At 66.7% G+C, this 25,880-nt stretch carries 27 protein-coding genes and 1 riboswitch; of the genes, 16 read left to right on the plus strand and 11 right to left on the minus strand.

The annotated features are described in order from the left end of the window. Positions 1-6: 6 nt before the first annotated feature. Both A6723_RS12635 and A6723_RS12640 read right to left on the minus strand, forming a co-directional pair. Entirely contained in the window at positions 7-603 is a 597-nt protein-coding gene (locus tag A6723_RS12635) for a LemA family protein (protein WP_054908972.1), read from the minus strand. 214 nt (positions 604-817) lie between these two features. After that, positions 818-1,366, minus strand: coding sequence for a cysteine hydrolase family protein (locus A6723_RS12640; RefSeq protein ID WP_054908971.1), 549 nt, complete (start codon positions 1,364-1,366; stop codon positions 818-820). Between the two features lie 101 nt (positions 1,367-1,467). Between A6723_RS12640 and A6723_RS12645 the strand changes: the two genes are divergently transcribed. Then, positions 1,468-2,466: a GlxA family transcriptional regulator gene (locus A6723_RS12645; RefSeq protein WP_054908970.1), complete on the plus strand. Its 999-nt coding sequence runs from the start codon at positions 1,468-1,470 to the stop codon at positions 2,464-2,466. Here A6723_RS12645 and A6723_RS12650 read toward each other — a convergent pair whose 3' ends face one another. Further along, positions 2,467-2,835 (minus strand): cupin domain-containing protein, encoded by a 369-nt coding sequence (locus tag A6723_RS12650; RefSeq protein ID WP_054908969.1) that lies wholly within the window; start codon positions 2,833-2,835, stop codon positions 2,467-2,469. A gap of 165 nt (positions 2,836-3,000) precedes the next feature. Here A6723_RS12650 and A6723_RS12655 point away from each other — a divergent pair, with 165 nt between their 5' ends. From A6723_RS12655 to A6723_RS12710, 12 genes are all read left to right on the plus strand, one after another. Continuing rightward, the gene (locus A6723_RS12655; protein WP_024765358.1) at positions 3,001-3,729 is read left to right on the plus strand and encodes a bifunctional 2-polyprenyl-6-hydroxyphenol methylase/3-demethylubiquinol 3-O-methyltransferase UbiG; all 729 of its coding nucleotides are present in this window, start codon (positions 3,001-3,003) and stop codon (positions 3,727-3,729) included. 60 nt (positions 3,730-3,789) lie between these two features. After that, the gene (locus A6723_RS12660; protein ID WP_024765359.1) at positions 3,790-4,218 is read left to right on the plus strand and encodes a VOC family protein; all 429 of its coding nucleotides are present in this window, start codon (positions 3,790-3,792) and stop codon (positions 4,216-4,218) included. A gap of 59 nt (positions 4,219-4,277) precedes the next feature. Then, a riboswitch (cobalamin riboswitch) is annotated at positions 4,278-4,485 on the plus strand. Between the two features lie 126 nt (positions 4,486-4,611). Further along, positions 4,612-6,534 (plus strand): TonB-dependent siderophore receptor, encoded by a 1,923-nt coding sequence (locus A6723_RS12665; protein ID WP_054909020.1) that lies wholly within the window; start codon positions 4,612-4,614, stop codon positions 6,532-6,534. Further along, on the plus strand, positions 6,534-7,238 hold the full coding sequence (locus tag A6723_RS12670; protein ID WP_054908968.1) for a ferredoxin: 705 nt from the start codon (positions 6,534-6,536) through the stop codon (positions 7,236-7,238). Before A6723_RS12665 ends, A6723_RS12670 begins: the two co-directional genes overlap by 1 nt. Positions 7,239-7,369: 131 nt before the next feature. After that, entirely contained in the window at positions 7,370-8,239 is an 870-nt protein-coding gene (locus A6723_RS12675; protein ID WP_256233813.1) for an ABC transporter substrate-binding protein, read from the plus strand. A gap of 91 nt (positions 8,240-8,330) precedes the next feature. Beyond that, positions 8,331-9,425 carry a D-alanine--D-alanine ligase gene (gene ddlA / locus A6723_RS12680; RefSeq protein ID WP_054908967.1) on the plus strand — a complete coding sequence of 365 codons (1,095 nt, stop codon included), beginning with the start codon at positions 8,331-8,333 and terminating at the stop codon, positions 9,423-9,425. Positions 9,426-9,527: 102 nt separating this feature from the next. Continuing rightward, positions 9,528-10,352, plus strand: a complete 825-nt coding sequence (locus A6723_RS12685) for an aldo/keto reductase (RefSeq protein WP_054908966.1) — start codon at positions 9,528-9,530, stop codon at positions 10,350-10,352. A 102-nt stretch (positions 10,353-10,454) separates the two neighbouring features. Beyond that, a complete protein-coding gene (locus A6723_RS12690) occupies positions 10,455-10,826 on the plus strand; it encodes a nuclear transport factor 2 family protein (RefSeq protein WP_054908965.1) in 372 nt (123 codons plus the stop codon). Between the two features lies 1 nt (position 10,827). After that, positions 10,828-11,649 carry a class I SAM-dependent methyltransferase gene (locus A6723_RS12695; protein ID WP_054908964.1) on the plus strand — a complete coding sequence of 274 codons (822 nt, stop codon included), beginning with the start codon at positions 10,828-10,830 and terminating at the stop codon, positions 11,647-11,649. A 70-nt stretch (positions 11,650-11,719) separates the two neighbouring features. Then, complete coding sequence (locus A6723_RS12700; RefSeq protein WP_054908963.1) at positions 11,720-12,175, plus strand: DUF3237 domain-containing protein; 456 nt, start codon at positions 11,720-11,722, stop codon at positions 12,173-12,175. A gap of 69 nt (positions 12,176-12,244) precedes the next feature. Further along, positions 12,245-12,673, plus strand: coding sequence for a thiol-disulfide oxidoreductase DCC family protein (locus tag A6723_RS12705; RefSeq protein WP_054908962.1), 429 nt, complete (start codon positions 12,245-12,247; stop codon positions 12,671-12,673). Further along, a complete protein-coding gene (locus tag A6723_RS12710) occupies positions 12,666-13,058 on the plus strand; it encodes a DoxX-like family protein (RefSeq protein ID WP_054908961.1) in 393 nt (130 codons plus the stop codon). Before A6723_RS12705 ends, A6723_RS12710 begins: the two co-directional genes overlap by 8 nt. On the opposite strand, the gene A6723_RS12715 is transcribed toward A6723_RS12710, so the two are convergent. Both A6723_RS12715 and A6723_RS12720 read right to left on the minus strand, forming a co-directional pair. Then, positions 13,055-13,798 carry a TorF family putative porin gene (locus A6723_RS12715; RefSeq protein ID WP_054908960.1) on the minus strand — a complete coding sequence of 248 codons (744 nt, stop codon included), beginning with the start codon at positions 13,796-13,798 and terminating at the stop codon, positions 13,055-13,057. The genes A6723_RS12710 and A6723_RS12715 overlap by 4 nt on opposite strands. Before the next feature lie 148 nt (positions 13,799-13,946). After that, complete coding sequence (locus tag A6723_RS12720) at positions 13,947-15,704, minus strand: amidohydrolase (RefSeq protein ID WP_054908959.1); 1,758 nt, start codon at positions 15,702-15,704, stop codon at positions 13,947-13,949. A 118-nt stretch (positions 15,705-15,822) separates the two neighbouring features. On the opposite strand from A6723_RS12720, the gene A6723_RS12725 reads away from it, so the two are divergent. After that, positions 15,823-16,731, plus strand: coding sequence for a LysR substrate-binding domain-containing protein (locus A6723_RS12725; protein ID WP_054909018.1), 909 nt, complete (start codon positions 15,823-15,825; stop codon positions 16,729-16,731). 7 nt (positions 16,732-16,738) lie between these two features. Here the strand turns inward: A6723_RS12725 and A6723_RS12730 are convergent, their stop codons facing one another. The 3 genes from A6723_RS12730 to A6723_RS12740 all read right to left on the minus strand — a co-directional run bounded on the left by A6723_RS12730 (position 16,739) and on the right by A6723_RS12740 (position 19,845). Beyond that, the gene (locus A6723_RS12730) at positions 16,739-18,280 is read right to left on the minus strand and encodes a sensor domain-containing diguanylate cyclase (protein ID WP_139092969.1); all 1,542 of its coding nucleotides are present in this window, start codon (positions 18,278-18,280) and stop codon (positions 16,739-16,741) included. Positions 18,281-18,347: 67 nt separating this feature from the next. Beyond that, positions 18,348-18,956 carry a LysE family translocator gene (locus A6723_RS12735; RefSeq protein WP_054908957.1) on the minus strand — a complete coding sequence of 203 codons (609 nt, stop codon included), beginning with the start codon at positions 18,954-18,956 and terminating at the stop codon, positions 18,348-18,350. A 52-nt stretch (positions 18,957-19,008) separates the two neighbouring features. Beyond that, positions 19,009-19,845, minus strand: coding sequence for an AraC family transcriptional regulator (locus A6723_RS12740; protein ID WP_139092970.1), 837 nt, complete (start codon positions 19,843-19,845; stop codon positions 19,009-19,011). Between the two features lie 163 nt (positions 19,846-20,008). On the opposite strand from A6723_RS12740, the gene A6723_RS12745 reads away from it, so the two are divergent. Beyond that, the gene (locus A6723_RS12745; protein ID WP_054908955.1) at positions 20,009-20,440 is read left to right on the plus strand and encodes a hypothetical protein; all 432 of its coding nucleotides are present in this window, start codon (positions 20,009-20,011) and stop codon (positions 20,438-20,440) included. 57 nt (positions 20,441-20,497) lie between these two features. Here the strand turns inward: A6723_RS12745 and A6723_RS12750 are convergent, their stop codons facing one another. From A6723_RS12750 to A6723_RS12760, 3 genes are all read right to left on the minus strand, one after another. Then, on the minus strand, positions 20,498-22,108 hold the full coding sequence (locus A6723_RS12750) for an FMN-binding glutamate synthase family protein (protein ID WP_054908954.1): 1,611 nt from the start codon (positions 22,106-22,108) through the stop codon (positions 20,498-20,500). Positions 22,109-22,443: 335 nt separating this feature from the next. Further along, entirely contained in the window at positions 22,444-23,823 is a 1,380-nt protein-coding gene (locus tag A6723_RS12755; RefSeq protein WP_054908953.1) for an L-serine ammonia-lyase, read from the minus strand. Positions 23,824-24,035: 212 nt separating this feature from the next. Further along, the gene (locus tag A6723_RS12760; protein WP_054908952.1) at positions 24,036-24,815 is read right to left on the minus strand and encodes a helix-turn-helix transcriptional regulator; all 780 of its coding nucleotides are present in this window, start codon (positions 24,813-24,815) and stop codon (positions 24,036-24,038) included. Between the two features lie 147 nt (positions 24,816-24,962). Between A6723_RS12760 and A6723_RS12765 the strand changes: the two genes are divergently transcribed. Next, positions 24,963-25,784 (plus strand): carbon-nitrogen hydrolase family protein, encoded by an 822-nt coding sequence (locus A6723_RS12765; RefSeq protein WP_054911244.1) that lies wholly within the window; start codon positions 24,963-24,965, stop codon positions 25,782-25,784. Positions 25,785-25,880 lie beyond the last annotated feature (96 nt).

Genomic DNA, 25,880 nt, shown 5'->3' on the forward strand with positions numbered 1-25,880 from the left:
GAGGTTTTAGAAGGCGACTTTCGGCGCGGCCTGGATTGCCTTGCTGTCCTCGAACTCGAGCAGGCTGGCGTCCTTGCTGTGGCCGTAGGTGGCGGCCAGGACGTTGGCGGGGAAGGACTGGCGGTAGGTGTTGTACTCCATCACCGAGTCGTTGTAGGCCTGGCGGGCGAAGGCGACCTTGTTCTCGGTGCTCGACAGCTCCTCGCTGACCTGCTGCAGGTTCTGCGAGGCCTTGAGGTCCGGGTAGGCTTCCAGGGTCACGTTCAGGCGACCCATCGCGCCACCCAGGGCATTCTCGGCGGCGGCCAGTTGCGCCATGCGGCCGGCGTCGCCCGGTTGCTCGGACGCGGCCTTCAGGCCGGCCACGGCAGCGTTGCGCGCAGCGATCACCGCTTCGAGGGTTTCGCGCTCGTGCTTGAGGTAGGCCTTGGCGGTTTCCACCAGGTTGGGGATCAGGTCGTAGCGGCGCTTGAGTTGCACCTCGATCTGCGCGAAGGCGTTCTGGTAGCGGTTGCGCAGCGCCACCAGGCGGTTGAACACACTGATCAGCAGGAAGATCACGCCAGCGATGATGGCGAGGGTAACGATCGAGGAAACGCTCATGGGATGTCCTTATCGGCAGGCGATCGAGCGTCGATAATAGCGGAAAGCCAGTGAAACGGGTCGCCTCATTCCCGGATGCGGGCGACTGGCCGCAGCTGTAGGAGCGAGCTTGCTCGCGAACCTGCCTGGCACCTTCGGCATCAAGCGGTTCGCGAGCAAGCTCGCTCCTAAAGGTAACGCCCAGCTTAAGATTTCCTTGTGGGATCGCTCCGAATCAGCGGTTCAGGTACTCCGAAGTGGACACCACTTCGGCGTAGGCGAAGGCGAACGAGGCCATGTAGGCGGCATGGACCTGCGCGGCCGGCACCTTCACGCCGTTAAATTCCAGGTCCAGCGTGGCGCAGGCGTCGTGCAGCACGGTTACCGTGTAGCCGAAGTCGGCGGCGGCACGCACCACGCCGTCCACGCACATGTGGCTCATGTGACCGACAACGACCACGGAGTCGACGCCGTGCTGGTCGAGGATGGCCTTGAGGTCGGTGTCGCGGAACGAGTTGACGAAGTGCTTCAGGACCACCGGCTCGCCGGGCAGGTTGGCGACCTTGCCGTGGATTTTCGCGCCGTCGCTGCCGGGGGCGAAGAACGGGGCGTCGGCGCTTTCGAACTCGTGGCGTACGTGCACCACCAGGTCACCGCGCTCGCGGAAGGCGGCGAGCACCTTGGCGGCCTGGTCGGCGGCCGGCTCGATGCCGACCAGCGGCCACTTGCCGGAGGGGAAGTAGTCGTTCTGGATATCCACTAGGATGAGCGCTTGCTTGGCCATTTCCGAATTCCTTTTGAGTGGTGAGGAAGTGGGACCAGTATGGTTCGCCGCTCGCCGAGCGGGGATCAGGTGGAACGACAATAACGAGGGGAAAACTGACAATGGCTGTGGAACGGAGCGTCGTCGAGATCGGGTTGCTGCTCTATCCCGGTGTGCAGACGGCGGCGCTGCACGGGTTGACCGATCTCTTCGCGGTGGCGGAGCGCATCGCCGGCGAAGAGGCCGGCGCTCAGTTGCCGGCACTGCGCGTCAGCCATTGGTCCGGGGATGCCGGCAGCGAACCGCATCGTGTCTTCGATACGCATCCCGGCGCTGACAGCCGCCTGGTCGCGGTGCTGGTGCCGCCGTCACTGTTCGGCCTGCCCGACGCCGCGCCGCTGCGCAACCTCACCGACTGGCTTGCTGCGCGCCACGGCGAGGGCGCCATCGTCGGCTCGGTTTGCATCGGCGGGCTGCTGGTAGCCGAAGCCGGGCTGCTCGACGGCCGTAGCGCCACCGCTCACTGGAGCGGTGCCGAAGCCTTTGCCAAGCGTTTCCCGCGCGTACGCCTGGAGCCGCACAAGCCCATGGTCGACGATGGCGACCTGATCACCTCTGCCGGCCTGATGGCCTGGTCGGAGCTGGGCCTGCGTATCGTCGACCGCCTGCTCGGCCCGAGCATCGCCAGCCGCACCGCACGCTTCATGGTGGTGGAGCACAGCGACAGCGCCCAGCAGTGCGGCAGCAACTTCGCGCCGCTGCTGGGGCATGGCGACGCCGCGATCCTCAAGGTCCAGCACTGGCTGCAGGGCAATGGGGCGGTGGACGTCAGCCTCGCCGCCATGGCCGCCCAGGCCGGGCTGGAGGAGCGCACCTTCCTGCGCCGCTTCCGCGCCGCCACCGGGCTCAAGCCCACCGAGTACTGCCAGCACCTGCGCGTGGGCAAGGCGCGGGAGTTGCTGGAGTTCACCAACGGCACGGTGGACCACATCGCCTATACGGTCGGCTACCTCGATCCGGGCTCGTTCCGCAGCACCTTCCGCAAGATCACCGGGATGGCGCCGAGTGATTACCGCAAGCGCTTTGGGGCAAAAGCGGCGGAAGTGCCCGTCAAGAGCTGATCAAATCCACCGATCATTCTCCGCCGTCCGCTCGCCGCCCTGATCCCCGGTATTCAGCACGCCGCGCGGTTCGATCAGCATCACCTGCACTTCCTGCTCGGCATACGGCTTGTGCTCCACGCCGCGCGGTACCACGTAAAGCTCGCCGGCGCGCAGGGTCAGCGGGCCGTCGCGGAAGTCGATGCGCAGTTCGCCGTCGAGCACGATGAAGGTTTCGTCGGTGTCTGCGTGGCTGTGCCAGACGAAGTCGCCGTGCAGCTTCACCACCTTGAACTGGTAGTCGTTCATCTCGGCGATCACCCGTGGTTGCCAGGTTTCGGTAATGCGGCCGAGCTTGTCCTGCAGGTTGATCGGTTGGCGTTGGGTCACGGTGTTTCCTCCTGGGGATCTTTCTCCCGAAACTACGGCGGGCCCGGCGGGCGGTCTTGCAGGAAATTGCGCTTCGATCGCCCCTGCATTGACCTCATCGGGTTGCCGGCCCCGTTCCTTGCGCAGACAATCGATCCTTGGTCCGTCAGAAAGGAGTGCCGATCCATGGCGCAGAACATCTACGACAATCCCGAATTCTTCGCGGGCTACGCCCAGCTGCCACGTTCGCAGCACGGCCTGGACGGCGCGCCGGAGTGGGCTTCGCTGCGCTCGCTGTTGCCGCCGCTGGAAGGCTTGGACGTGGTCGACCTCGGGTGCGGTTACGGCTGGTTCAGCCGTTACGCCGCGGAACAGGGCGCGCGCACGGTGAGTGGGCTGGACGTGTCGCAGAAGATGCTTGACCACGCACGGGCGAACACCGACGCCGCGCAGGTGAGCTACTTCCATGCCGACCTCGACCAACTCGAACTGCCCACCGCGGCCTTCGACCTCGCCTACAGCTCGCTGACCCTGCATTACCTCGCAGACCTGCCGCATTTCTTCCGTAACGTACACGATGCGCTGCGCCCCGGCGGCAGCCTGGTGTTCTCCATCGAACACCCGATCTACATGGCCTCGCTCAAGCCGGGCTGGGTCGTCGATGGCGATGGCCGCCGCTGCTGGCCGGTGGATCACTACCAGGACGAAGGCGAGCGCCGCACCGACTGGCTCGCCAAGGGCGTGATCAAGCAGCACCGCACCCTGGGCAGCATCCTGAATGCGGTCATTGGCGCGGGCCTGACGTTGCGCCACGTCGAGGATTGGGGCCCGAGCGCCGGGCAGGTGCAGGCCAATCCGGCACTGGCCGAAGAACGCGAGCGGCCGATGTTGCTGCTGGTCGCCGCGCAGCGCTGAAGAGCGAAAAACGGGCGACTATGCTCAGAGCATTGCGCCCGTCCTGCCCCGGAGATCGCCATGTCCCAGCCCGCCTCCGTCGTCCGCCCCAGCGTCATTCCCTGCCTGCGCTACCGCGATGCGCCCCAGGCCATCGACTGGCTGTGCGCCACCTTCGGCTTCCAGCGGCAACTGGTCGTTGCCGATGACCACGGCGGAATCGCCCACGCGCAGCTGGCGCTGGCTGACGGCAGCGGCCTGGTGATGCTCGGCTCGCTGCACGACAACGAGTACGGCCGCCTGATGCGCCAGCCCGACGAGATCGGCGGCTGCACCCAGAGCATCTACGTGGTGGTGAAGGATGCCGAAGCGCTGTACCGCGCAGCGGTGGATGGCGGCGCGCAGATCGTCATCGACATCAAGGACGAAGACTACGGCGGCCAGGGCTTCACCTGTCGTGATCCGGAAGGGCATATCTGGAGCTTCGGCACCTACGATCCCTGGCACTGACGCCGCCCTGCAACATCCTGCGCAAGCCCCGAGCTTGACGCTTTCCCATCGCAAGTGTTGATATGCGCCCCGTTTCAGGTGCCCCCCGCCGCCGTGCGTGGGGTGAAACGGGAAGCCGGTGCGTCGCCTTCGTGCGATCAGTCCGGCGCTGCCCCCGCAACGGTAAGCGAGCGGAGCATCCACTAGGCCACTGTGCACCAGCATGGGAAGGCGGATGCCCCAGGACCCTCGCAAGCCCGGAGACCGGCCTGGAACCTGTTTGGCAAACCCGCGGTGGGCGGGCGTGAGCCGGTTCCCGGGGCGCGCTCGTTCCGGGTGTCGCTGCGCCGCCTGCGAAATCCCGATTTCGAGGCGATCACCTTGTATTCTCCTGCTTCCAACTCCCGGCGCGCCTTGCGCTGGACTCCCGTTCTCTCCCTCTGTGCCCTGAGTTCGCAGCTTGTGGCGGCTCCCCTCGACCTGGCCGATGAAATCGTCAGCGCGCCTTCCGTGGAGTCCACCACAGTGGCCGACATGGCTCGCTACGGCAGCAAGCTGGAGGTCATCGACCGCGAGCAGATCGAGCGCGCCGGCCCCAGTGCCGACATCACCCGCGTGCTGCAGATGTACGTGCCCGGCCTGTTCGTCGCGCCGAAGAATGGCCCATTCGACTACGGCACCTACTCGCTGCTGGGCGGGCGCAACGACGACACGCTGATCCTGCTGGACGGCGTGCGCCTGAACAATCGCCTCTACGGCGGCATCTACATCGATACCCTGCCGACCACTGCGGTGGAGCGCATCGAGGTGCTCAAGGGCGGCCAGGGCCTGCTGTTCGGCACCCAGGCGGTGTCCGGGGTGATCAATATCGTCACCCGCAGCGCGCGTTCGCGCGAGGCGTCCGGCGAGGTCAACCTGGGCCTGGATACCTTCAAGGGCCGCAGCGGCGATGCCCGCGCCGAGAAGATCGTGCAGAACGGCCTGGGCGACCTCGGCCTGATGGCCTATGTCAGCCACAACCGCTCCGACGGCTACCAGCCGTACCGCGACCGCGACATGACCGACACCGTCAGCGACAAGCGCCGCTCCTATGACGTCAACGTGTTCGGCGCCAAGGCCATCCAGGCCATCGGGGATGCCTCGCGGCTGGAGCTGTTCTACCAGTACGCCGACGCCGAGCTGGACTTCGCCCGGCCGACATCGAACCACCACACCAGCAACAACCGCGTGCAACAGATCGCCACGGCGACCTTCCAGCAGAGCGTCAACGACGACTTCAGCTGGTTCGCCAAGACCCACATCAACGACTGGGATACCCGCTACGATCGCGTCTACAACCTGCAGGGCGGCGGCACCCAGGTGCTCAATCACAATGACTACTGGGGCTTTACCGACTGGGGGGCGCAGCTCGAAGGCAAGGCCAGGTTCGGTGGCGGTCACGAGCTGGTCTTCGGGAGCGACAACCAGTGGTACAAGGGCCAGGACGATGTGCTGATCATCGACAACGACAAGGCCGAGTCCCATGCGCTGTACGCCCAGCTGCGCCCGCGCATCGACGCGCTGCCCGACTGGCACCCGAGCTTGGGCGTGCGCCGCGAGGAAATCTCCGGCGGCGAGGGCGCCACGGTGTGGATGCTGACCTCGCTCTATGACTTCACGCAGCAACTCAAGCTGCGCGGCCAGTTCGGCACGGCCTTCAAGTTGCCCACCGCCGAGCAGCTTTTCGTCAACGAGCCGGGCGACGAAGTCGGCAATCGTGACCTCAAGCCCGAGCGCAGTCGCAACGCCGAACTGGGCCTGGATTACACCGGCGAGCTGTTCGAACAGCCGTGGAGCGGCAGCGTCACCCTGTTCCGCCGCGAGATCACCGACCTGATCACCCGCGCGGGCGATCAATGGGTGAACGGCAGCGGCGAGATCGAAGTGCGCGGCGTGGAAGCCAACGGCCAGTGGCAGTTCGGCCGCCATTGGCAGCTCTCCGCCGACGCCACGCGCAACCTGGTGGACAGCCGCGAGGGCGTGACGGTGAACAACATCCCGCACTTCTTCGCCCGCGTGCGTGCCGGCTATGACGACAACCTCTGGGGCGCTGGCCTCGCCACTCGCTACGTGGGCTCCATCGTCAGCGCCCAGGACGACGACTACGGCCACTACACCGTGCTCGACGGCGATGCCTATCGCTACCTCGACGCGGCCCGCGCGCATCGTCTGAGCCTGCTGCTGGAGAACCTGCTGGACCGCGACTACGCCACCGGCCGTACCAGCAATGGCATCCGCCAGGTAGACAACCTCGGCCGGCCGCGCACTGCCGAGCTGCGCTACACCTTCAGCTTCTGATGAGGGCCATCCTGCTGGTCGGCCCATTGGCCGGGGCCCAGGGCGAGCGCCTGCACCGCGAGGTGTCGGCGCGTCTGGCGGGTGTCGAGAGCATCGACACCAGCGAGGGATTCGACCTGCTCTGGGCTCAAGCGCGTGCGCAGCTTGCCAATGCCGCGTCGTTGTTGCTGGTTGATCTGGAGCCCGCCACCGACGGCGCCTACCTCGACTGGCTGCGCGCCGAACTGGCGGTACTGGCGGATGAGTTTCCGCAGGCGCCGGTGCCGAGCATCACGGCATCGGCGCTGGGCCGGCGCGGGCTCGACGTCGGCGCGGTGCTGGCGGCGATCGACGATCCGGCGCAGCAGCTGGAATGCCGGGGAGTCGGTGCGGTGCCGTCGCAGCCCGACTGGTCCGCGCCGCCGCCGCATCGTCATCACCTGTTCCTCTGCGCGGGGCCGCGCTGCGTGCGCCGGGGCGCGTTGCCGTTGTGGAAGACCCTGCGTCGCGAACTGATTCGCCACGACCTCTACGAGAACGCCAAGGGCGCCTTGCTGACCCGCACCGGTTGCCAGTTTCCCTGCAATCGCGGGCCGGTGCTGACGGTCTACCCCGAGCGCGTCTGGTACGGCCTGCGCAGTGATGAGCAGGTTTGTCGGGTGGTGCAGGAACATCTGCTTGATGGCGTGCCGGTGGCCGAGTTGCGCGTGGATGGAGAGCCATGATGCGCCGACTGCTTTTCGTAGGAGCGAGCTTGCTCGCGAACCGCTTGATGCCTTGGGCGCCCGGGAGGGTTCGCGAGCAAGCTCGCTCCTACACATTGGCATTGGCGTTCGGGCTGGCGGCGATGCTGGGCATGGCGACGGCCACTGTCCAGGACTACCGCAACTGCGCGCAGGACTGGCACATCGATCACCCTCCGCAACGCATCCTCGCCCTCAACCAGCACGCTGCCGACCTGCTGCTGGCGCTGGGCGCCGGGCCGCGATTGATCGGCGTGGCCTACATCGATGACGACCTCAACCTGACTGGCGGCCGCTATCGCGGCGTGCCGCTGCTGGCCCGTCAGTACCCGTCGGCGGAGGCGGTCTACGCGCAGCGCCCGGACCTGGTGGTGGCAGGCTTCGCCTCGGCGTTCGGCCTGGGAAATCTGAGCCGCGGCGAACTGGCCGGAAGGGGCGTCGCCAGCTACCTGCTCGAAGCCGGTTGTGCGGCGCGGTCGCTCGATCTTTTTGCCAGTGTGGAAACCGACCTGGGCGTGCTGGGTAACCTGCTTGGTGAGCAGGAGAGGGCGCGCTCACTCATTCAGCAGCAACGTGACGAGTTGGCGGAAGCGCGCCGGCTGGTGGACGGCAAACCAGCGCTGAATGTGTTCTACCTCGACAGTGCTGACCATGATCTCGTCAGCCAGGGGCGGCTGGGCATGGTCACTCAGTTACTGCACGCCGCCGGCGCTCGCAATGTCTTCGAGGATGTCGAACTGCGGGGCTTCATCGCCAACACCGAACAACTGCTGGCGCGCGACCCGGACGTGATCCTGCTGGCCGATGCGCTGTGGTCCACGGCCGAGCAGAAAAAGAAAACGCTGCGTGCCGACCCGGTGCTGTCGCGTCTGCGCGCCGTGCGCGAAGGGCGCTTCGTGGCCTTGCCGTTCACTCATCTGTTCCCTGGCGTGCACAGCGGCCAGGCGGCTCGCGAACTGGCGCAGGCGCTGCGCCGGTTTTAACGCAAGCGTCCTGTCTGTTCGCCGGTCACTGTTCCTACCCAAGCGCTGGAGCCCGTGTTAGAAAGCGCCCATCGATCCTTGGGAGGTTGTCATGGGCAAGTTGCGCGTTGGAGTGATTTTCGGTGGGCGTTCGGCGGAGCACGAGGTGTCGTTGCAATCGGCGAAGAACATCGTCGATGCGCTGGACCGCGAGCGCTTCGAACCGGTGCTGATCGGTATCGACAAGGAAGGCCGCTGGCACCTCAACGATGCTTCCGACTACCTGCTCAACCAGGAGAATCCGGCCCTCATTGCGCTGAACCGTTCCAATCGCGAGCTGGCCGTGGTGCCGGGCAAGGCCGAGCAGCAACTGGTGGAAACCGGCAGCCGCCAACTGCTCGATCACGTCGACGTGATCTTCCCCATCGTCCACGGCACCCAGGGTGAGGACGGCTGCCTGCAGGGCCTGCTGCGCATGGCCGATATTCCCTTCGTCGGCTCCGACGTGCTGGGCTCGGCCATCTGCATGGACAAGGACGTGAGCAAGCGCCTGCTGCGCGACGCCGGCATCGCCATCACGCCCTTCATCACCCTGACCCGCGCCAATGCCGCCCGCACGCCGTTCGCCGAGGCGCAGCGCAAGCTCGGCCTGCCGCTGTTCATCAAGCCGGCGAACATGGGCTCGTCGGTGGGCGTCAGCAAGGTCGAGGACGAGGCCGCGTACGACGAAGCCGTGCGCCTGGCGCTGGCCTTCGATGACAAGGTGCTGGTGGAGTCCGCCGTCAAGGGCCGCGAGATCGAGTGCGCGGTGCTGGGCAACGATCAGCCGATCGCCAGCGGCTGCGGCGAAATCGTCGTCGGCAGCGGCTTCTACTCCTACGACAGCAAGTACATCGACGAGGATGCGGCCAAGGTCGTGGTGCCGGCGGATATTCCGGCCGAGGCCGGCGAGCGTATCCGCCAGCTCGCGGTAGACGCCTTTATCGCCCTGGAATGCTCCGGGCTGGCGCGGGTCGACGTGTTCCTCACCGACAGTGGCGAGGTGCTGGTCAACGAGCTCAACTCGCTGCCCGGTTTCACCCGCATCAGCATGTATCCCAAGCTCTGGCAGGCCGCCGGGATGACCTACAGCGAGCTGGTCAGCCGCCTGATCGACCTGGCCATCGAGCGCCACGCCGCCCGGCGCAACCTGCAGACCAATCGCTGATCCACGCCCCGCCAGCTGCTTCTGCGCTACCCTGAGTGCCCGTCGCCCGGTTTCGGGCGGCCGGCCCCGTGTCCCGTAACGAACTGTCAGAAGGAGCACGAGATGAACACTGTGGTATTCGCCGACGGCACCGCCGTACCCGCCATCGGCCAGGGCACCTGGCGCATGGGCGAGGACAGCTTCCAGCGCAAGCGCGAGGTCGCCGCCCTGCGCGAAGGTATCGAGCGGGGTCTGACCCTGATCGACACCGCCGAGATGTACGCCGAGGGCGGTTCGGAGGAGGTGGTCGGCGAGGCCATCGCCGGGCTGCGCGAGCAGGTCTTCCTGGTCAGCAAGGTCTACCCGCATAACGCCAGCCGGCGTGGCATTCCCGAGGCCTGCGAACGCAGCCTGCGGCGCCTGGGTACCGATTGCCTGGACCTCTACCTGCTGCATTGGCGCGGCCAGTACCCGCTGGATGAAACCGTGGATGCCTTCGAGCGGTTGCGCGAGGCGGGCAAGATCAAGCGCTGGGGCGTCTCCAATTTCGATCTCGACGATATGCAGGAGCTGAACGAGCCGGCCTGCGCCACCAACCAGGTGCAATTCAGCCTGGAGGAGCGCGGTATCGAGTGGGACCTGCTGCCCTGGTGCCAGGAAGAACGCATGCCGCTGATGGCTTACTGCCCGGTTGGCCAGGGCGGTCGCCTGCTGCGCGATCGGGTACTGGCGGATATCGCCGGCCGCCACGACGCCACCCCGGCCCGCGTCGCCCTGGCCTGGCTGATCCACCAGCCGGGAGTGATCGCCATTCCCAAGGCGGTCGAGCCGCTGCACGTGCGCGACAACGCCGCCGCGCTGCAATTGCGGCTGACGCCCGAAGACCTCGACGCCCTCGACGCCGCCTTCCCGCCGCCGAGCCGCAAGCAGCACCTCGCGGTGGTCTGACCCCGCACCACGCACCGGCCCCGATCGTCGCCCCCCAGGGCGCGGCCGGGGCAGGGTGCTAGCCTTCCTCCATGGCCAAGATGGCCTGGGAGGGCAACAGCGATGAGCAACTACACGGCGGACGGCGCCGCCATCAATCGGGTCCTGACCGATTACGTCGAGGGCATGACTTTCGGTGACGAGGCCCGGCTGCGGCAGGCCTTCCATCCATCCTGCAAGATCATCGGCAACTACCACGGCGCGCTGGAGTGGGCCTCGCTGGACGAGTTCATCGGCGCCATAAAGGCCGAATCGCCGCCTTCGGAAGGTGCGCCGCCAGCGTGGGAGCTGAAGTCCCTGGACATCACCGGCGACAGTGCGGTGGCCAAGGTCACCGACGAGTTCATGGGCATGCACTTCACCGACTACCTGTCGCTGCTGCAGGTCGGCAACGGCTGGCAGATCGTCAACAAGCTCTACTACCTGCACGAATGACGTGGAACGCATCGGCCTGCGCGGTACGCCGGAAACCCTGCTGATCACCCTCTACGCCAAGGCGAAGGAGAGCGAGCTGCCCGACAGCCTGCTGCGCGACCACTTCTCGCGCCGCGCCGTGGAGCAGATCGACTATGACTTCGCCCGCCTGCGCATCGGCCGCGCCGAGCAGGTGGGCATCGCCCTGCGGGCCAAGCTGTTCGACGACTGGGTACGCGACTTCCTGGCGCGGCATCCGGCCTGCGTGGTGCTGCAGTTGGGGTGCGGGCTGGACAGTCGGATCTTCCGCATCGACCCGCCGTCCACCGTGCAATGGTTCGAGGTGGACTTCCCGGAAGTGATCGCGCTGCGCGAGCGCCTGTACCCCGCGCGGGAGAACTGCCACCTGCTGGCCAGCGCGCTGACCACACCGGACTGGTGGCGCGCGATTCCGACAGGGCGGCCGGTGCTGGTGCTTTCCGAAGGCGCGCTGCCCTACGTGGAGGCGGACAAGGTTCCCTGGCTGCTGCGCGCCCTGGTGGCGCACTTCCGCCAGGGCGAACTGCTACTCGATGGCTACAGCCGCCTGGGCATTCGCCTGCTGCAGTGGAACCCGATGATCCGCCGTACCGGCGCCGTGCTGCACTGGGGGATCGACGAACCACAGGAACTGGAGCAGCAGGTGCCGGCCCTGCAGTTCGTCGAAGCGATCGCCGCCTACGACCGCGAGCAGATCGCGCGGCTGTCCCTGGCGATGCGCCTGCTCTACGAGATCACCCTGGCCATTCCGGCGATGCGTCGCATGGGCCGGCTGCTGCGCTATCGCTTCGCCACGCCGTCCTAGGCGGATGGCCGCGCGGGCTTGCGGCTGCTTTACTGATGCGTCTACGACGACCTTGCGCAGGAGCGCTGCGATGAAGCTCGAGCCGTTGATGGAGATGAACGTGAAGGCCAGCGTGCCGCTGGAAATCGGCCGCGTGCCCCAGGGCCAGCGGCTGATCTCGGCGGCCGGCGGCGGCATTTTCAAGGGCCAGCGCCTGAGCGGCGAGGTGCTGCCCGGTGGCGGCGACTGGATCCTGGTGGACGGCGACGGCGGCTGGCACCTGGAAGTTCGCCTGGTGCTGCGCACCGACGACGGCGCGCGTATCCTGATGCAGCACAACGGACTGCTGGTGGCCAATCCGAAGATCATCCACGCAGTCTCGCGGGGCGACAGCACCGAGTTCGGCGACACCTATTTCATGATCCAGCCGCGTTTCGAGGTCGGCGACGACCGCTACCGCTGGCTCAACCACCAGTTGGCGGTGGGGGAGGGCCGGCTGGGGCCGGGCTGGGTCGAATACCGTTTGTACTCCCTCGCCAATGGATGAGCGATGAAGAGCAGGACTTGTCACACGCGGCGGGCACAGTTGAGGCATCAGGGATCTGGAGACGACCCCATGGCTCTGCCTCCCAACATGCAGCCCGACGATAAAGTGGTGCTGTTCGACGGTACCTGCCGCCTGTGCAATGGCTGGAGCCGCTTCCTCCTGCAGCACGACCGCGAGCGCCGGGTAAAGCTGTGCAGCGTGCAGTCCGCCGAGGGGCAGGCGATCCTCGACTGGTTCGGCCTGCCCACCGAGTACTTCGACACCATGCTCTACGTCGATGGCCGCGAAGGCTTCGAGCGCAGCGATGCCTTCCTGCGGGTGATCGGCCAACTGCCGGCGCCGTGGAACTGGTTGCGGGTGCTCTGGCTGATTCCACGGCCACTGCGCGACTGGTGCTACGACCGTATCGCCCTCAACCGCTATCGCCTGTTTGGCCGCGAAGAGCAGTGCCTGGTGCCCTCGCCGCAGTACCGCGGGCGATTCCTCGGCAATGACTAGCGCGGCCATCGCGCGCCTGGCGCTGGGCCTGGTGTTCCTCTACCACGGCCTGGTGCCCAAGCTGCTGTTCCTCAGCCCGGACGAAGTGCGGATGATCGAGGCCCACGGCTGGCCGCTGTCCACCCAGCGCATTGCCGAGGTCGCGGGCGCCGCCGAGATCGTCCTGGCCCTGGCCATCCTGCTGCTGCGTCGCAGCCGCTGGCCGCTATGGCTGGCGGCGGCTGCGCTGGTGGGCCTGCTGGTGGATGTGGCGCTGTTCGCCCCGGAACTGCTGCTGGGCGCCTTCAATCCGGTCTCTACCAACGTCGCCGCGCTGGCCTTGTGCGCCATCGCCCTGCTGGGCGAACGGGACGCCACGCCGCCCCGTCCGCCACCGCTGCGTTAGAAGCTTCGGGAAACGCTGGCCACTACCGTTGCGGTGCAGGCGTCGCCGAAGCCGAACTGGGTCCGGCATTCGTTCTGCGACAGATCGGTGTCGATGTAGCTCACCGCCCAGTCGAAGCCCACCCATTCATGGCTCAGCTTCGCCTCCCACTCGTGGTAGGTGTCGCGGGTGCTGCCGTCGCCGGACAGGTAGAGCGGGTCCTTGGCGTCATTGCGGCCGTAGCGCACGCGAAGCTTGAACTCGGCCGGCAGCTCGGCGTTGTAGGCCAGGTAGGTGTAGAGGTTGGCCTGGTCCTCGCCGAAGTAGGTCGGGTAGTCGTTGCCGTAGTACGTCCCGACCTCGAAGCCGTAGGCGTGGAGGATGGCGTAGGTGTCGCTCTGGTTGAACTGGCTTTCCTTGGGGTAGGTGTACTTGATGTAGCCCAGGTCCAGGGCGATGTCCTCGTTGGCCTGCCAGTACCAGCCGCCGTAGTAGTCGATCTCCTGACGGGTTTTCAGGCCGCCGCCGAAGTCGACGTTGGAGCTCCACACGCCCAGGTAGGCGCCGGAGGCGTGCTGCAGGGTGGCGCCGACCTGCAGGGCGGGGTCGCCCTGGGTCTGCGAGATGCCGCGGGTGCGGTAGTCGCTGACCAGCGCGGTGTCGATCTGCAGGTTGAAGTCGTGGCCCAGGTCAACGGCCAGGGCGGAGGTGAGCGGCGCGCAGGCGAGCAGCGCGCCGGCCAGCCAATGGGGGCGATTCATGCGGGGAGTCCCTTTGTTGTGATTGTCTGTGGGCAGAAGAAAAATCCCGCACAGCGCCGGCCCTTCCGACAGGCCGGAGGGCTTGGCTTAGGGCTGGGCTGGCGGGCAGGGCGCCAGGGTTGTTCAGACCCTGGCGCAGGAGCCCGGCTCAGAGAGCCGGTTGATCCTCGGCGCGATAGATTTCGCGGCCTTCGAACAGGGTGTGGAGCACGCGGGCCTCGTCCAGTTGCTGGTCGGGCACGGTGAACACGTCGCGGTCGATCACCACCATGTCGGCCTGTTTGCCGGGGGCCAGGGTGCCGATCTTGTCGAGCAGGCCGATCGTCTGTGCGGCGTTGCGGGTGTAGGCGTAGAACATGGTCTGGCGGTCCACGCGCTCGGCGGCGTTGAGCACGCCTTCCTCGCCCTGGCGGGTGACGGCCTGGTAGATGGCCTTGAGCGGATCAGGCGTGGACACCGGCCAGTCGCTGGCGCCGGCGATGATGGCGCCGTTGTCCAGCAGGGATTTGGCCGGGTACATGTAGCGGTAGGCCTCGTCGGCGATGTAGGGCTTCACCAGCTCCACGGTGTAGGGCTCGGCGGTGGCCCAGTCGAGCTGCATCGAGGCAATGACGCCGAGCTCCTTGAAGCGCGGGAAGTCCTTGGGGTTGACCAGTTGCAGGTGGGTGATCGAGTGGGTCACGCCGCTCTGCCGGTCCTTGCGCGCCTGGGCGAAGCCGTTGAGGGATTCGCGCACCGCGCGGTCGCCGATGGCGTGCACGTGCACCAGCCAGCCGCGCGCATCGGCGGCGCTGACCAGTTCGCCGAAGTGCTTGGGATCGATCAGCAGTTCGCCCGGCTTGTGGCTGTTCTTGTAATCCTCCAGCAGTGCGGCGGACTGCGCGGGGAATTCGATCACGCCATCGGCGAAGACCTTGATGCCCGGCAGCGTCAGGTTCGGGATGCCCTGGAACTGCTGGCGGACCTTCTCGATCACTTCCAGATCGGCCGGCGTGCTTTTCGGGTTAACCACCTGCAGCGCAGCGACGTGGGCGGTGAGCTGGCCGTCACGGGCCAGGTCGCGGTAGACCGGCAGCACGCCGACGGTCTTCTCGGTGGGCTTGATGGCGAACAGCGCTTCGCCGGGCGTGCCGTTGGCGGCCGGGTCCATCCAGGCGGTGATGCCCAGGCTGTTGTTGTACTTCACCGCGGCCACGCCGGCGCGGTCCATGGTGGCGGTGTCCGGAACCGGCATGGCGGCGGCCACCAGGTCGAAACCGGAGTCGACCAGGAAACCGGTGGGGTTGAAGTCCTTGTCGTGGGCGACGTTCTGCTGTTCCAGCGGGCTCAGGCCGCGCAGGCGCTTGGCGTCCAGCCCGGCGCGCTTGAGCATGGCGGCGTTGGCCCAGGCGGTGTGGTGGTCGCTGCCGATCAGCACCACCGGGGTGTCCTTCCACTCGCCCTGGTTGAAGCGCTTGGCCAGGCCGTCGGCCTGGGACCAGTAGGTGGAGTTCATGCCGTTCATGACCACGGTGTCGTGCACCTTGGCCTTGCCGTTGTCGCGGTCCTGCTTGAGGCGCTTCTCGAAGGCGTCGAGGTCCATCTGCTCATCCAGCAGGCTGGCGGAGATCAGCTCAAGGCCGCCGAAGATGGAGTGCGAGTGGCTGTCGATGAAGCCGGGCATCAGCACCTTGCCGCCCAGGTCGACCTGCTTGCTGCCGGTGCCGGCGAGCTTGCGGATGTCCTCGTTGGAGCCCACCTGCAGCACCTTGCCGTCGGCGATCGCGACGGCCTGCTGCAGCGGCTGGCCGGGTTCGGCGGTGAAGACCTTGGCGTTGTACAGGATCAGGTCCGCGTTCTGTGCCTGTGCTTCAAAAGTACCGAGTGCGATGGCGAGCGCCAGCGCTCCCTTGAGCATGCCGTGCATGACTTCCCTCTGCTTTTCGATGGATTATTGTTGGTCTGCAGCGCAGGCTAATGGCGTGGCGTGTGCCGCGGAAGTCGCTAACGGGCATAACACTTGTGAAGGATTGGCACGAATGACGATGGACAGATTCAGCAGCCTGGCAATGTTCGTCGCCAGTGCCGAGACCGGCAGTTTCAGCCGTGCCGCCGAGCAACTGGGCAAGACGCCCTCGGCGGTGACCAAGGCAGTCGGCCAGCTGGAAATCGAAGTCGGCGCGCGCCTGTTCGAGCGCACCACGCGCAGCATGTCCCTGACCGAGGCGGGGCAGCTCTACCTGGATGGTGCGCGCGAAGTGCTGGCGCGGATGCGCGAGACCACCGAGGAAATCGCCCAATTGCAGCACAGCCTGCGCGGCGTACTGCGCATCACCGGCCCGCTGATCGTCGGCCCGGTATTCCTCGACCAGGCCTGCGCCGAGTTCCTCGATCTGCACCCGGACGTGCGCCTGCAGGTGGACCTTTCCGACAGCTACGTCGACCTGCTCGACGGCCGCTACGACCTCGCCCTGCGGATGGGCAACAGTGACCTGCCGGGGCTGATCGCCCAGCCGCTGGCCGAAAGCCGGCTGGCCATGTGTGCCAGCCCGGCGTACCTTTCGCGGCGCGGCGCGCCAAGGCATCCGAGCGAAATCATCGACCACGATTGCCTGGTCTATCGCCACCCGGCGCTGGATGACCGCTGGTGGTTCGACGTGGGTGGCACGCGCTTTTCCACGCCGCGCAATGGCCGGCTGAGCAGCGACAACCAGGCCACGCTGCTGACCGCGTGCCTGGCCGGGCATGGGCTGCTGCCGTGCCCGCGCTGGAGCGTGCTCGAACACCTGCGCAGCGGGCGCCTGGTGACGGTGCTGGATGACTACTTCTTCGAGCCCGACACCTTCGGCGCGCAGATTCTTGCGGTGTACCCGAGCAACCGCCGGGCGACGCGCAAGATCCACGCATTCATCGAGCACCTGCGCGAGTACCTGCGGCGCGATGGCATCCGCTAGTCCCGTTTCAGAGCACGCTCAGCTCCAGTCGATTGCGGCCGTTGGCCTTGGCTCGGTAAAGCGCGCGATCGGCCTGTTCGAGCAGTTCCGCCAGGTCGCTGGCGCTATCTGCGCTGACCAGCCCGATGCTGGCTGTGACTCGTAGTACCTCGCCCTCGACCTCAAGGCTGAAGTGCTGAAGGATTTCCCGAAGCCGCTCGAAAAAATGCCGGGCGGCGGTGGCGTCGGTGTTGGGTAGCAGGAAGACGAACTCCTCCCCACCGAAGCGTGCGAACAGGTCGGTACTGCGTGCCTGCTGACGACACAGCTCGCTGAAGCGGCTGAGGACCTGATCGCCGGCCGCATGGCCGTGCTGGTCGTTGATGCGCTTGAAGTGGTCGAGGTCGAGCACTGCCAGGCTCAAGGGCGTGCCGTAACGCGCACTGCGCGCCAGCTCCCGCTCCGCCTGGGCCTGGAAGGCCCTGCGGTTGAGCGCATTGGTCAGCGGGTCGAGGGTGGCCAGTTGGCGCAACTGGTTTTCCAGCGCCTTGTGGTGGCTGACGTCGCGGATTTCCGCGACGCGCTGTTGCCCGTCGGCCAGGCGTTCGACGCTCAGTTCGGCGGCGAAGGTGCTGCCGTCGTCACGCATGGCGAGGATGTCATGGGGCTTGCCGTCGGCGAGGTGCAGGCATTGCTCGACGTCGTCGGCGGCCTCGCTGGCGAACAGTTCGCGGAAGGGTTGGCCGATCAGGCGCTCGCGAGGCCAGAGCAGCATGCGTTCCAGCATGGGGTTGGCGTCCACCACGCGGCCGTCGCGCAGCACCAGCATGCCGGCATGGGCGACCTGCATCAGGCGCTCGAAGCGTTCGGCGCTGGCCGCTGCATCGCGGGCGTGGCGCTGGCTGTCGGCGAGGATCCGGCGCATGGTCATCAAGGCCATGCCGACTAGGGCGATCACCCACAACGGAACACCGAAGTTGTAGGGCAACAGGTAGCTGAAGGAACGCGTGACGTCGGCGTGCTCGACGCCTTGCAGACCGTCGTGCAGGCCGATGGCGGCTCGCGTCAGGGTAACCAGGGCATAGCCGCCCAGGGCAATCGCGACGAAGCGGCGCACACCGCGCAGCTCGGCCTCTCCCTGGGCCCGCAGCAGCACGCGGCAGGCCTGGATCGGCAGCAGGCCGCCAATCCCCGCGTAGATAGCGATGAGGTACTCGGAGTTGATCGGCGCGACCCACCAGTGCCAACACAGTGCGGCTGTCATCGCGCCGGCGCTGGCAGGGACGGTCCACCAGGGCGGCGGCAGGCCGAGGAAGCGGTACACGCCCAGCATCAGGAGTGCTTCGCCGGCCAGTTGGGTGGCATTGCCCAGGATGTTCAGCAGCTTGCTGCCGCTGGCCATGAAGCCCATGAACAACAGGATGCCGACAATCAGTGTCCAGGCGCCCCCCATCCACAGGCCGGGCCCGCGGTAGGGCCGGGCGAAATACCAGAGACCGGTGCAGGCGATGGCGCTGGCGAGCATCAGGTTGAGGCCGAGCAACATCGGCGAAAAATACAGGGAGTCCACGGCCCCAACCTCCTTGTGTGGTGGTCGTGGATTCTGCCAGCGCCGCAGGCGTCTTGTCAGTGGCCGGTCAGAGCAGGGCGCCGGCCCAGGCGGAGACCAGCAGCAGGATCGCCATCAGCTGGTTGAGCCGCTGCATCTGCCGGGGTGAGAGCAGGCGCTGGCTGCCGATGCCCAGGCCGGCCCAGACCGCGGTGCAGGGAATCGACACGAGGAAGAACAGCAGCGACAGCAGTTGCACGCGGTCCAGTCGATCGACTCCATGGCCGGCGTACACGCTGATCACTGCCAGTGCCATCATCCAGGTCTTGGGGTTGACCAGTTGCAGCGCGGCAGCGCCGAGCGCTCCCAGGCGCGCGGTGTCGGTATCGCGCGCCAGGTCCGCCGGCGGGCTGCGGAAAATCTGCCAGGCCAGCCAGCTCAGCCAGAGTACGCCGGCCACGCTCATCGCCTGCTGCACGAGCGGCGCGCTGGCCAGCACTTCGCCCAGGCCGCTGCCCACCGCCAGCACCAGCGCCGCGGCGGCCGCGCAGCCGCCGAACATGATAGGCAGCGCGGAGCTCCAGCCGAAGCGCGCACTGTTGCTGAAGATCAGCAGGTTGGTCGGCCCCGGTGTGATCGAGGCGACGAACGCGAAGAGGACGAAAGGCAGCCATTGGCCGAGCTGCGAGAGGTGCATGGTGGGAACTCCAGTGAATCCGTGGGAGTTCATCTTCGCCAGCGCGGCGGGCTCAGTCTGGAAGCTTTGAGCAGCGCTTGCGGTAGTAGGCCGGCGTTACCCCGTAGGCGCGGCGGAACCAGCGGCCGAGGTGGCTTTGGTCGGCGAAGCCGAGGTCGGCGGCGATGTCCGCCGGCGCCAGGCCGCGGCCGAGCAGTTGCCGTGCGCGGGCCAGGCGCAGCTGGATCAGGTAGGCGTGGGGCGGCAGGCCGAAGGCCTGCTTGAAGGCGCGGGTCAGGCGGAAGCGGTCGCAGCCAGTGGCGCGGGCCAAGTCGTCGAGGCCGATGTCGGCGGTCAGGTTGGCGTGCAGGAAGTCCCGTGCGCGTTGCGCCACCAGCGGCAGCTGCGCCGTCGTGGTACCGCGTTGGCGCCAGTGCAGGTGTTGAGTCATGCCGTCGAGCAATTCGTCGACGGCGCTCTGGCGGACGATCTTCAGGTCGTTGCCGTGTACCGCCTGGAAGGCGTTGTCGATGCGCCGAGCCAGTCGCGGGTCGTCGATCAGCAGCTCGGGCACGGCCAACTGGCAGTTGCCCGGCGCTTCCTCGAACAGTGTGCCGATCTCGCGCTCCAGCCAGGGGGCGTCGAGGTAGAGCATGCGGTAGGTGAAGCCGCCGTCGGTGGGCGCGTCGCCGTCGTGGATGTCGCCGGGTTCGAGGAAGAACACCTTGCCGGCAGTGCTGATGTGGCGCTGGTTGCGGCTGTTGAACTGCTGCACGCCGGACTCGGTGAAACCGATCAGGTAGCTGTCGTGCCAGTGCGGATCATAGGCGTGGCCCTTGAAGTGCGCGCGCAGGCTCTGGATGCCGGTGTCGGCGTCCTGCAGCAGGTCGATCCAGTTGTCTTTGTGCAAGGGCCGCCTCCGCATCGCTATTGCCTGCCCGGTCGGCCAGCATAGCGCGCGGCGAGGAAATTTCTGGAAGATTCGTGCAGCCGGTGGTCGAGTGTCGTGAAGCCTCTGTACCGACGATAAGATGCGCCCGGAAGAAAAGGCGAACGCCAGGAGGGAACCGTTCATGGGGCAGGAATACAACCTGGCACTGGTGGTCGCGGCAGCACTCAGTGCCACCGCCGCCGCGCTGCATGTTGGGGTAGTGGTGGTCGGGCCGCGTTGGTACCGGCTGTTCGGCGCCGGGGAAAAGCTCGCCCGTGCCGCCGAAGCCGGGCGGGTCTATCCGGCACTCATCACGTTCGCCATCGCTTTCGTGTTGTTCACGTGGGCCGCCTACGCACTTTCCGGGGCGGGAGTGCTGGCGCCGTTGCCGCTGCTGCGCCCAGCGCTGATGGCGATCGCGCTGGTCTATCTGCTGCGTGGCCTGGCCGGCCCGCTCATCCTCGGGAACACCGGGCGTAGCCAGCGATTCATCTACGTCAGCTCGGCGATCTGCCTGGGCTTCGCGCTCGTGCACCTGGTGGGGCTGGTGCAGGTGTGGAGTCGGCTGGGATAGCGACGCTTTTTTTGTTGCGGATCGGGGCGCCCGTTGCGGGCGCCCGTCTTCTGCCTGTCAGCCAGGCATGGCGTCAAAACTGTCGCTGCGCGCCATGCGCCAGATGCGCTCGTAGAACTCGCCCTCGATGTTGCCGGAGAGCAGTTCACCCGGCTTCAGGAAGTAATGCAGGTGCGAGAACAGGCGGATTTCGGTGGCCGAGACGCGGCGTACCAGATGCCGCGCTTCCAGCTCCGAGGGGTGGCGGATGCCGGCGGCGGCGATCATCTCGGCCAGGCCCTTGAGCGTGTTGCGGTGGAAGCTGTAGACGCGCTCGGCCTTGTCCGGCACCACCAGGGCGCGCTGGCGCAGCGGGTCCTGGGTGGCGACGCCGGTGGGGCACTTGTTGGTGTGGCAGCTCTGGCTCTGGATGCAGCCGATGGCGAACATGAAGCCGCGCGCCGAGTTGGCCCAGTCGGCGCCCATGGCCAGCACGCTGGCGATATCGAAGGCGCTGACGATCTTGCCGCTGGCGCCGATGCGGATCTTGTCGCGCAGGTCCAGGCCGACCAGCGTGTTGTGCACGAACAGCAGGCCCTCGCGCATCGGCAGGCCCATGTGGTCGGTGAACTCCAGGGGCGCGGCGCCGGTGCCGCCTTCCTTGCCGTCGACGACGATGAAGTCGGGGAGGATGCCGGTTTCGTGCATGGCCTTGGCGATGCCCATGAATTCCCACGGATGGCCGATGCACAGCTTGAAGCCCACTGGTTTGCCGCCAGAGAGTTCGCGCAGCTGGACGATGAAATCGAGCAAACCCTTGGGCGTGCTGAAGGCGCTGTGGGAGGAGGGCGAGATGCAGTCCTTGCCCATGGGCACGCCGCGGGTGGAAGCGATCTCCTCGGTGACCTTGTGCTTGGGCAGGATGCCGCCGTGACCTGGTTTGGCGCCTTGGCTGAGCTTGATCTCGATCATCTTCACCTGCGGATCGACCGCCTGCTTGGCGAAGCGCTCGGGGCTGAACGTGCCGTCATCGTTGCGGCAGCCGAAGTAGCCGCTGCCCAGCTCCCAGGTCAGGTCGCCGCCGTACTCGCGGTGGTAGGGGCTGATGCTGCCTTCGCCGGTGTCATGGATGAAACCACCGAGCTTGGCGCCCTTGTTCAGCGCGCGGATGGCGTTGGCGCTGAGCGAGCCGAAGCTCATCGCGGAGATGTTGAACACCGAGATGGAGTAGGGCTGCTTGCACGCCGGGCCGCCGACGCTGACGCGGAAGGTGCAGGGGTCGGCCACCGGCGCCGGGCGAATGGAGTGGGCGATGAATTCGAAACCCGACTGGTAGACGTCGATCAGCGTGCCGAAGGGCTTGTCGGCGGTCTCGTTCTTCGCCCGCGAGTACACCAGGGCGCGCTGGGCGCGGGAGAAGGGCAGTGCCTCCTGGTCGCCTTCGAGCAGGTATTGGCGGATTTCCGGGCGGATGGCTTCCACCAGGTAGCGGATGTTGCCGAGGATCGGGTAGTTGCGGCGCACCGCGTGGCGTTCCTGCAGCAGGTCGAAGACCCCGAGCACGCTCAGGGCTAAGGTGGTCAGGGTAAAGGGCCAGACCCAGTCATGCCCGAGGAAGGGCAGGCTGAGCACGGTGAACAGGACGCAGGCGGCAAAAAAGGCATAGCGGCTTAGGAGCGACAGGTTCATGGAATCTCCAGTCGTCAGGCTTTGATCACGGTCAGGTTGGCCGAAAGGGCCGCCACAGAGCATGGCAGGCATCGCGCGAACGTGCCTGGGCGAAGGTCAATGCGACGGGCTTTCGGAGGTATTTCTAGTTCTGGCGGGCACCGACGGTAGCCCGAAGCGAGAGAAAAAGAAAGCTAGCTAACGATTTTCTCCGGCGCTGAGAAAGCTTGTTTCGGGCGGTGCAAGAACGGTGGCATTCGTCCCTGGGCCATTCGCGAGCAAGCTCGCTCCTACGAAGAGCGCGCCGGCGTCAGGCCTGCAGGAGCGAGCTTGCTCGCGAACCGCATCCCGTCGGACTAACAGGCGATCACATTCACCGCCAGGCCGCCCTTCGAGGTTTCCTTGTACTTGTCCATCATGTCGCGCCCGGTATCGCGCAGGGTGTCGATGGCCTTGTCGAGGCTGACCAGGTGCTGGCCGTCGCCGCGCAGGGCGAGTTGGGCGGCGTTGATGGCCTTGAGCGAGGCCATGGCGTTGCGCTCGATGCAGGGCACCTGGACCAGTCCGGCGACCGGGTCGCAGGTCAGCCCGAGGTTGTGCTCCAGGCCGATCTCGGCGGCGTTTTCCACCTGCTCCAGGCTGCCGCCGAGGACTTCCGCGAGACCGCCAGCGGCCATGGCGCAGGCCGAACCCACTTCACCCTGGCAACCGACTTCGGCGCCGGAAATCGAGGCGTTGAGCTTGCACAGGATGCCGATGGCGGCGGCGGTGAGCAGATAGCGCTCGATGCCTTCGGCACTGGCGTTGGCGTCATAGCGCGCGTAGTAGTGCAGCACCGCCGGGACTATGCCGGCCGCGCCGTTGGTGGGGGCCGTCACGACGCGCCCGCCGGCGGCATTCTCCTCGTTCACTGCCAGCGCCCAGAGGTCCACCCAGTCCAGGGCGCCCAGGGTGGTAGCAATCAGGTTGCCGCTGTCTGCTTCATTCAGCCGGCGATAGAGCATGGGCGCGCGGCGGCGCACCTTGAGGCCGCCGGGCAGTGTGCCTTCGGTTTCCAGGCCGCGGTTCACGCAGGCCTGCATTTCCTCCCAGATATGCGCAAGGCCGGCATGGATTTCCTCGTCGCTGCGCAGCGCGCGCTCATTGGCCCACATCAGGTCGCTGATGCGCCGGAAACCGTGCTCATGGCACAGGCGCAGCAGTTCTTCGGCGCTGTGGAAGGGGTAGGGCATCGGATTGTCCGGGAGGGCGCGGTCGGTGTTGAAGTCCGCCGCATCCACCACGAAGCCGCCGCCGACCGAGTAGCAGATGCGTTCGGCCAGCAGCTCGCCGTTTTCGTCCAGCGCCCGCAGGTGCAGGCCGTTGGGATGGGCGGGCAGGCTGTCGTCGTGGAAGACCAGTTGCCGCGCTGGATCGAAGTCGATTTCGTGCAGGCCGCCAAGACGCAAGCGATGACGCAGCAGGATGTCGTCCACCTGAGGGGCGAGGGCAGCGGGGTCGGCTTCCGCCGGGTCGATGCCGAGCAGGCCGATCAGGCAGGCGCGGTCGGTGGCGTGGCCCTTGCCGGTGGCGCTGAGGGAGCCGAAGAGATGCACCTCGATGGCCGTGGTTCGGGCCAGCAGGCCGTCGTTGCGCAGGCGGTCGACGAACTCGCGGGTGGCGCGCATCGGCCCAACGGTGTGCGAACTGGACGGGCCGACACCGGGCTTGAACATGTCGAAGACGCTGAGGGTCATGGGGATTCCTCCTGTCTTCCAGCATGGACCCGTGTGGCCTTGAATGCTCACCGACCGCTCGACGGCTGGCGTCCGTTGGACACCATTCGCGGGCATGGGCCGCTCCTGCAGGGAGAGCATCGTAGGATGGGTGGAGCCTAGGCGATATCCATGCTGTCCCGGCAGCGATTGAAGGCTATCGCTGCGCTCCACGCCATCCTACGCAAGCTGCCTCAGCCCTGCGCCTGCAGGAACAGCGAGAACAGCTCGGACTGCGACTTGATCCCCAGCTTGGCGTACATGTGCTTGCGGTGGACCTTCACCGTCTCGGCGGAGATCGCCAGCTTGCGGGCGATTTCCTTGCTGGAGCAGCCGCTGAGCATCAATCGGCCCACTTCCAGCTCGCGCGCGGTGAGCGGTGTTTCCATCTGCTGGGCGGTGGATTCCAGGCGGTTCTGCCAGCGTGGCGGCGGGGGCGCTTCCTGGACTTCGCGCTCGAAGGCCATGCGCTGGCGCATCAGCCCGGCGACCCAGGGTTGCACCAGGGCGAGCAGGGCGATCTGCTCCGGGGTGAAGCGGCCCTTGCTGCCCACCGAACAGCACAGGGTGCGCTCGCCGTCGAGTTGCACGTTGATCTGCACTTCATCGGCCACCACGTTGAGGCTGAAGTAGCGCTGGTAGTAATCGGTCTGCTCGAACATTTCCGGCGCCACGTCGTCCAGGCGGAACAGCCCGCTGCCGGGCGCCTCGCGGCTGGCGATGTAGAAGGGGTCGAGCAGGTAGAGGCCCTTGAGGTAGTCCTGGAACAGCGAGTCGGGGCCGCCGTCCTCGCCGGGGCATTCGGCGAACACCTGGGGCCTGCCATTGCTGAAAAGCAGCACGACCCAGCTGTCGAAGGGCACATACTGGCCCAGCAGGCGCACCAGCGAGGTCCAGAAGTTCGGCTTGTCCAGCGCTTCGATCAGCTGCCCGACCGAGCGGTGCCAGGCGATATCCTGAAGGGAAAGGCTCATGACTCTACCCCCGATGGGTTACCACGCGGGCGTAATTACCCGGTGATGGCACGCCCGGCATACTCGGTGGATGCCTTGAGCCGGCGCGGTGCGCATTTTGACCGACAGCGCCCGGTCACCGCAAAGACAAGAATCCGAGGAAGCCCCATGAAAGTAGAGCTCGTCCAACTCGCCGGCCGTGATGGCGATGTGGCCTGGAACCTGGCCCGCACCCTGGAGGCCATCCATGCCTGCGCCGACGACACCCAATTGGTGGTGTTCCCCGAGACCCAGCTGACCGGCTTCCCCACCGAGCAGAACATTGCCGCCATCGCCGAGCCGATCGACGGCCCCAGCGTGCAGGCCGTGCAACGCGCCGCGCGGGAGAAGAACATCTCCGTCGCCGTGGGCTTCGCCGAAGCCGCTGACGATGGCCGCTTCTACAACACCACGCTGCTGATCACCCCCGAAGGCATCGCCATGAAGTACCGCAAGACGCACCTGTGGGCGTCGGACCGCGGCATCTTCACCCCCGGCGACCGCTACGCCACCTGCCTGTGGAACGGCATCCGCGTCGGCATCGTGATCTGCTTCGACATCGAGTTCCCCGAGTCTGCCCGCGCCCTTGGCCAGCTGGGCGCCGAGCTGATCATCGTGACCAACGGCAACATGGACCCCTACGGCCCGACCCACCGCACCGCGATCATGGGCCGCGCCATGGAAAACCAGGCCTACGCCGTGATGGTCAACCGCGTCGGTGCAGGTGATGACGGCCTGGTCTTCGCCGGCGGCAGCGCCGTGGTCGACCCGTACGGCCAGCTGATCGTCGAGGCCGGTCGCGAAGAGTGTCGGCAGATCGTCGAGCTGGACTTCGAACGCCTGGCGCAATCGCGCCGCGACTACAGCTACCTGGGCGAGCGCCGTTTCATGCTGCCCGGCGAGATGCGTGAGCACGCAGACGGCTTGCGCGAGCTGATCATTCCCACCTGAGTTTCCTTCCGGCTCCGCTGCAAGGGGGCCGGGGCGCAGGGCCGCGCCAGTCAAGCGAATCATCAAGAACGACGGGTGCCACGAGCACCCGCGAGG

The sequence above is a fragment of the Pseudomonas sp. AU11447 genome (assembly GCF_001672555.2).
In the GTDB taxonomy this organism is placed as follows: Bacteria; Pseudomonadota; Gammaproteobacteria; order Pseudomonadales; family Pseudomonadaceae; genus Pseudomonas; species Pseudomonas nitroreducens.

Bases quoted from the DNA above. Each gene is read 5' to 3' on its own strand.
- A6723_RS12735 (WP_054908957.1), bottom strand. From the start codon at position 18,956: ATGCACCTCTCGCAGCTCGGCCAATGGCTGCCTTTCGTCCTCTTCGCG.
- A6723_RS12715 (WP_054908960.1), bottom strand. From the start codon at position 13,798: ATGAATCGCCCCCATTGGCTGGCCGGCGCGCTGCTCGCCTGCGCGCCG.
- A6723_RS12710 (WP_054908961.1), top strand. From the start codon at position 12,666: ATGACTAGCGCGGCCATCGCGCGCCTGGCGCTGGGCCTGGTGTTCCTC.
- A6723_RS12675 (WP_256233813.1), top strand. From the start codon at position 7,370: ATGGCGACGGCCACTGTCCAGGACTACCGCAACTGCGCGCAGGACTGG.
- A6723_RS12640 (WP_054908971.1), bottom strand. From the start codon at position 1,366: ATGGCCAAGCAAGCGCTCATCCTAGTGGATATCCAGAACGACTACTTC.
- A6723_RS12765 (WP_054911244.1), top strand. From the start codon at position 24,963: ATGAAAGTAGAGCTCGTCCAACTCGCCGGCCGTGATGGCGATGTGGCC.
- A6723_RS12700 (WP_054908963.1), top strand. From the start codon at position 11,720: ATGAAGCTCGAGCCGTTGATGGAGATGAACGTGAAGGCCAGCGTGCCG.
- A6723_RS12750 (WP_054908954.1), bottom strand. From the start codon at position 22,108: ATGAACCTGTCGCTCCTAAGCCGCTATGCCTTTTTTGCCGCCTGCGTC.
- A6723_RS12760 (WP_054908952.1), bottom strand. From the start codon at position 24,815: ATGAGCCTTTCCCTTCAGGATATCGCCTGGCACCGCTCGGTCGGGCAG.
- A6723_RS12755 (WP_054908953.1), bottom strand. From the start codon at position 23,823: ATGACCCTCAGCGTCTTCGACATGTTCAAGCCCGGTGTCGGCCCGTCC.
- A6723_RS12705 (WP_054908962.1), top strand. From the start codon at position 12,245: ATGGCTCTGCCTCCCAACATGCAGCCCGACGATAAAGTGGTGCTGTTC.
- A6723_RS12655 (WP_024765358.1), top strand. From the start codon at position 3,001: ATGGCGCAGAACATCTACGACAATCCCGAATTCTTCGCGGGCTACGCC.
- A6723_RS12685 (WP_054908966.1), top strand. From the start codon at position 9,528: ATGAACACTGTGGTATTCGCCGACGGCACCGCCGTACCCGCCATCGGC.
- A6723_RS12720 (WP_054908959.1), bottom strand. From the start codon at position 15,704: ATGCACGGCATGCTCAAGGGAGCGCTGGCGCTCGCCATCGCACTCGGT.
- ddlA (WP_054908967.1), top strand. From the start codon at position 8,331: ATGGGCAAGTTGCGCGTTGGAGTGATTTTCGGTGGGCGTTCGGCGGAG.
- A6723_RS12670 (WP_054908968.1), top strand. From the start codon at position 6,534: ATGAGGGCCATCCTGCTGGTCGGCCCATTGGCCGGGGCCCAGGGCGAG.
- A6723_RS12660 (WP_024765359.1), top strand. From the start codon at position 3,790: ATGTCCCAGCCCGCCTCCGTCGTCCGCCCCAGCGTCATTCCCTGCCTG.
- A6723_RS12690 (WP_054908965.1), top strand. From the start codon at position 10,455: ATGAGCAACTACACGGCGGACGGCGCCGCCATCAATCGGGTCCTGACC.
- A6723_RS12645 (WP_054908970.1), top strand. From the start codon at position 1,468: ATGGCTGTGGAACGGAGCGTCGTCGAGATCGGGTTGCTGCTCTATCCC.
- A6723_RS12725 (WP_054909018.1), top strand. From the start codon at position 15,823: ATGGACAGATTCAGCAGCCTGGCAATGTTCGTCGCCAGTGCCGAGACC.
- A6723_RS12745 (WP_054908955.1), top strand. From the start codon at position 20,009: ATGGGGCAGGAATACAACCTGGCACTGGTGGTCGCGGCAGCACTCAGT.
- A6723_RS12635 (WP_054908972.1), bottom strand. From the start codon at position 603: ATGAGCGTTTCCTCGATCGTTACCCTCGCCATCATCGCTGGCGTGATC.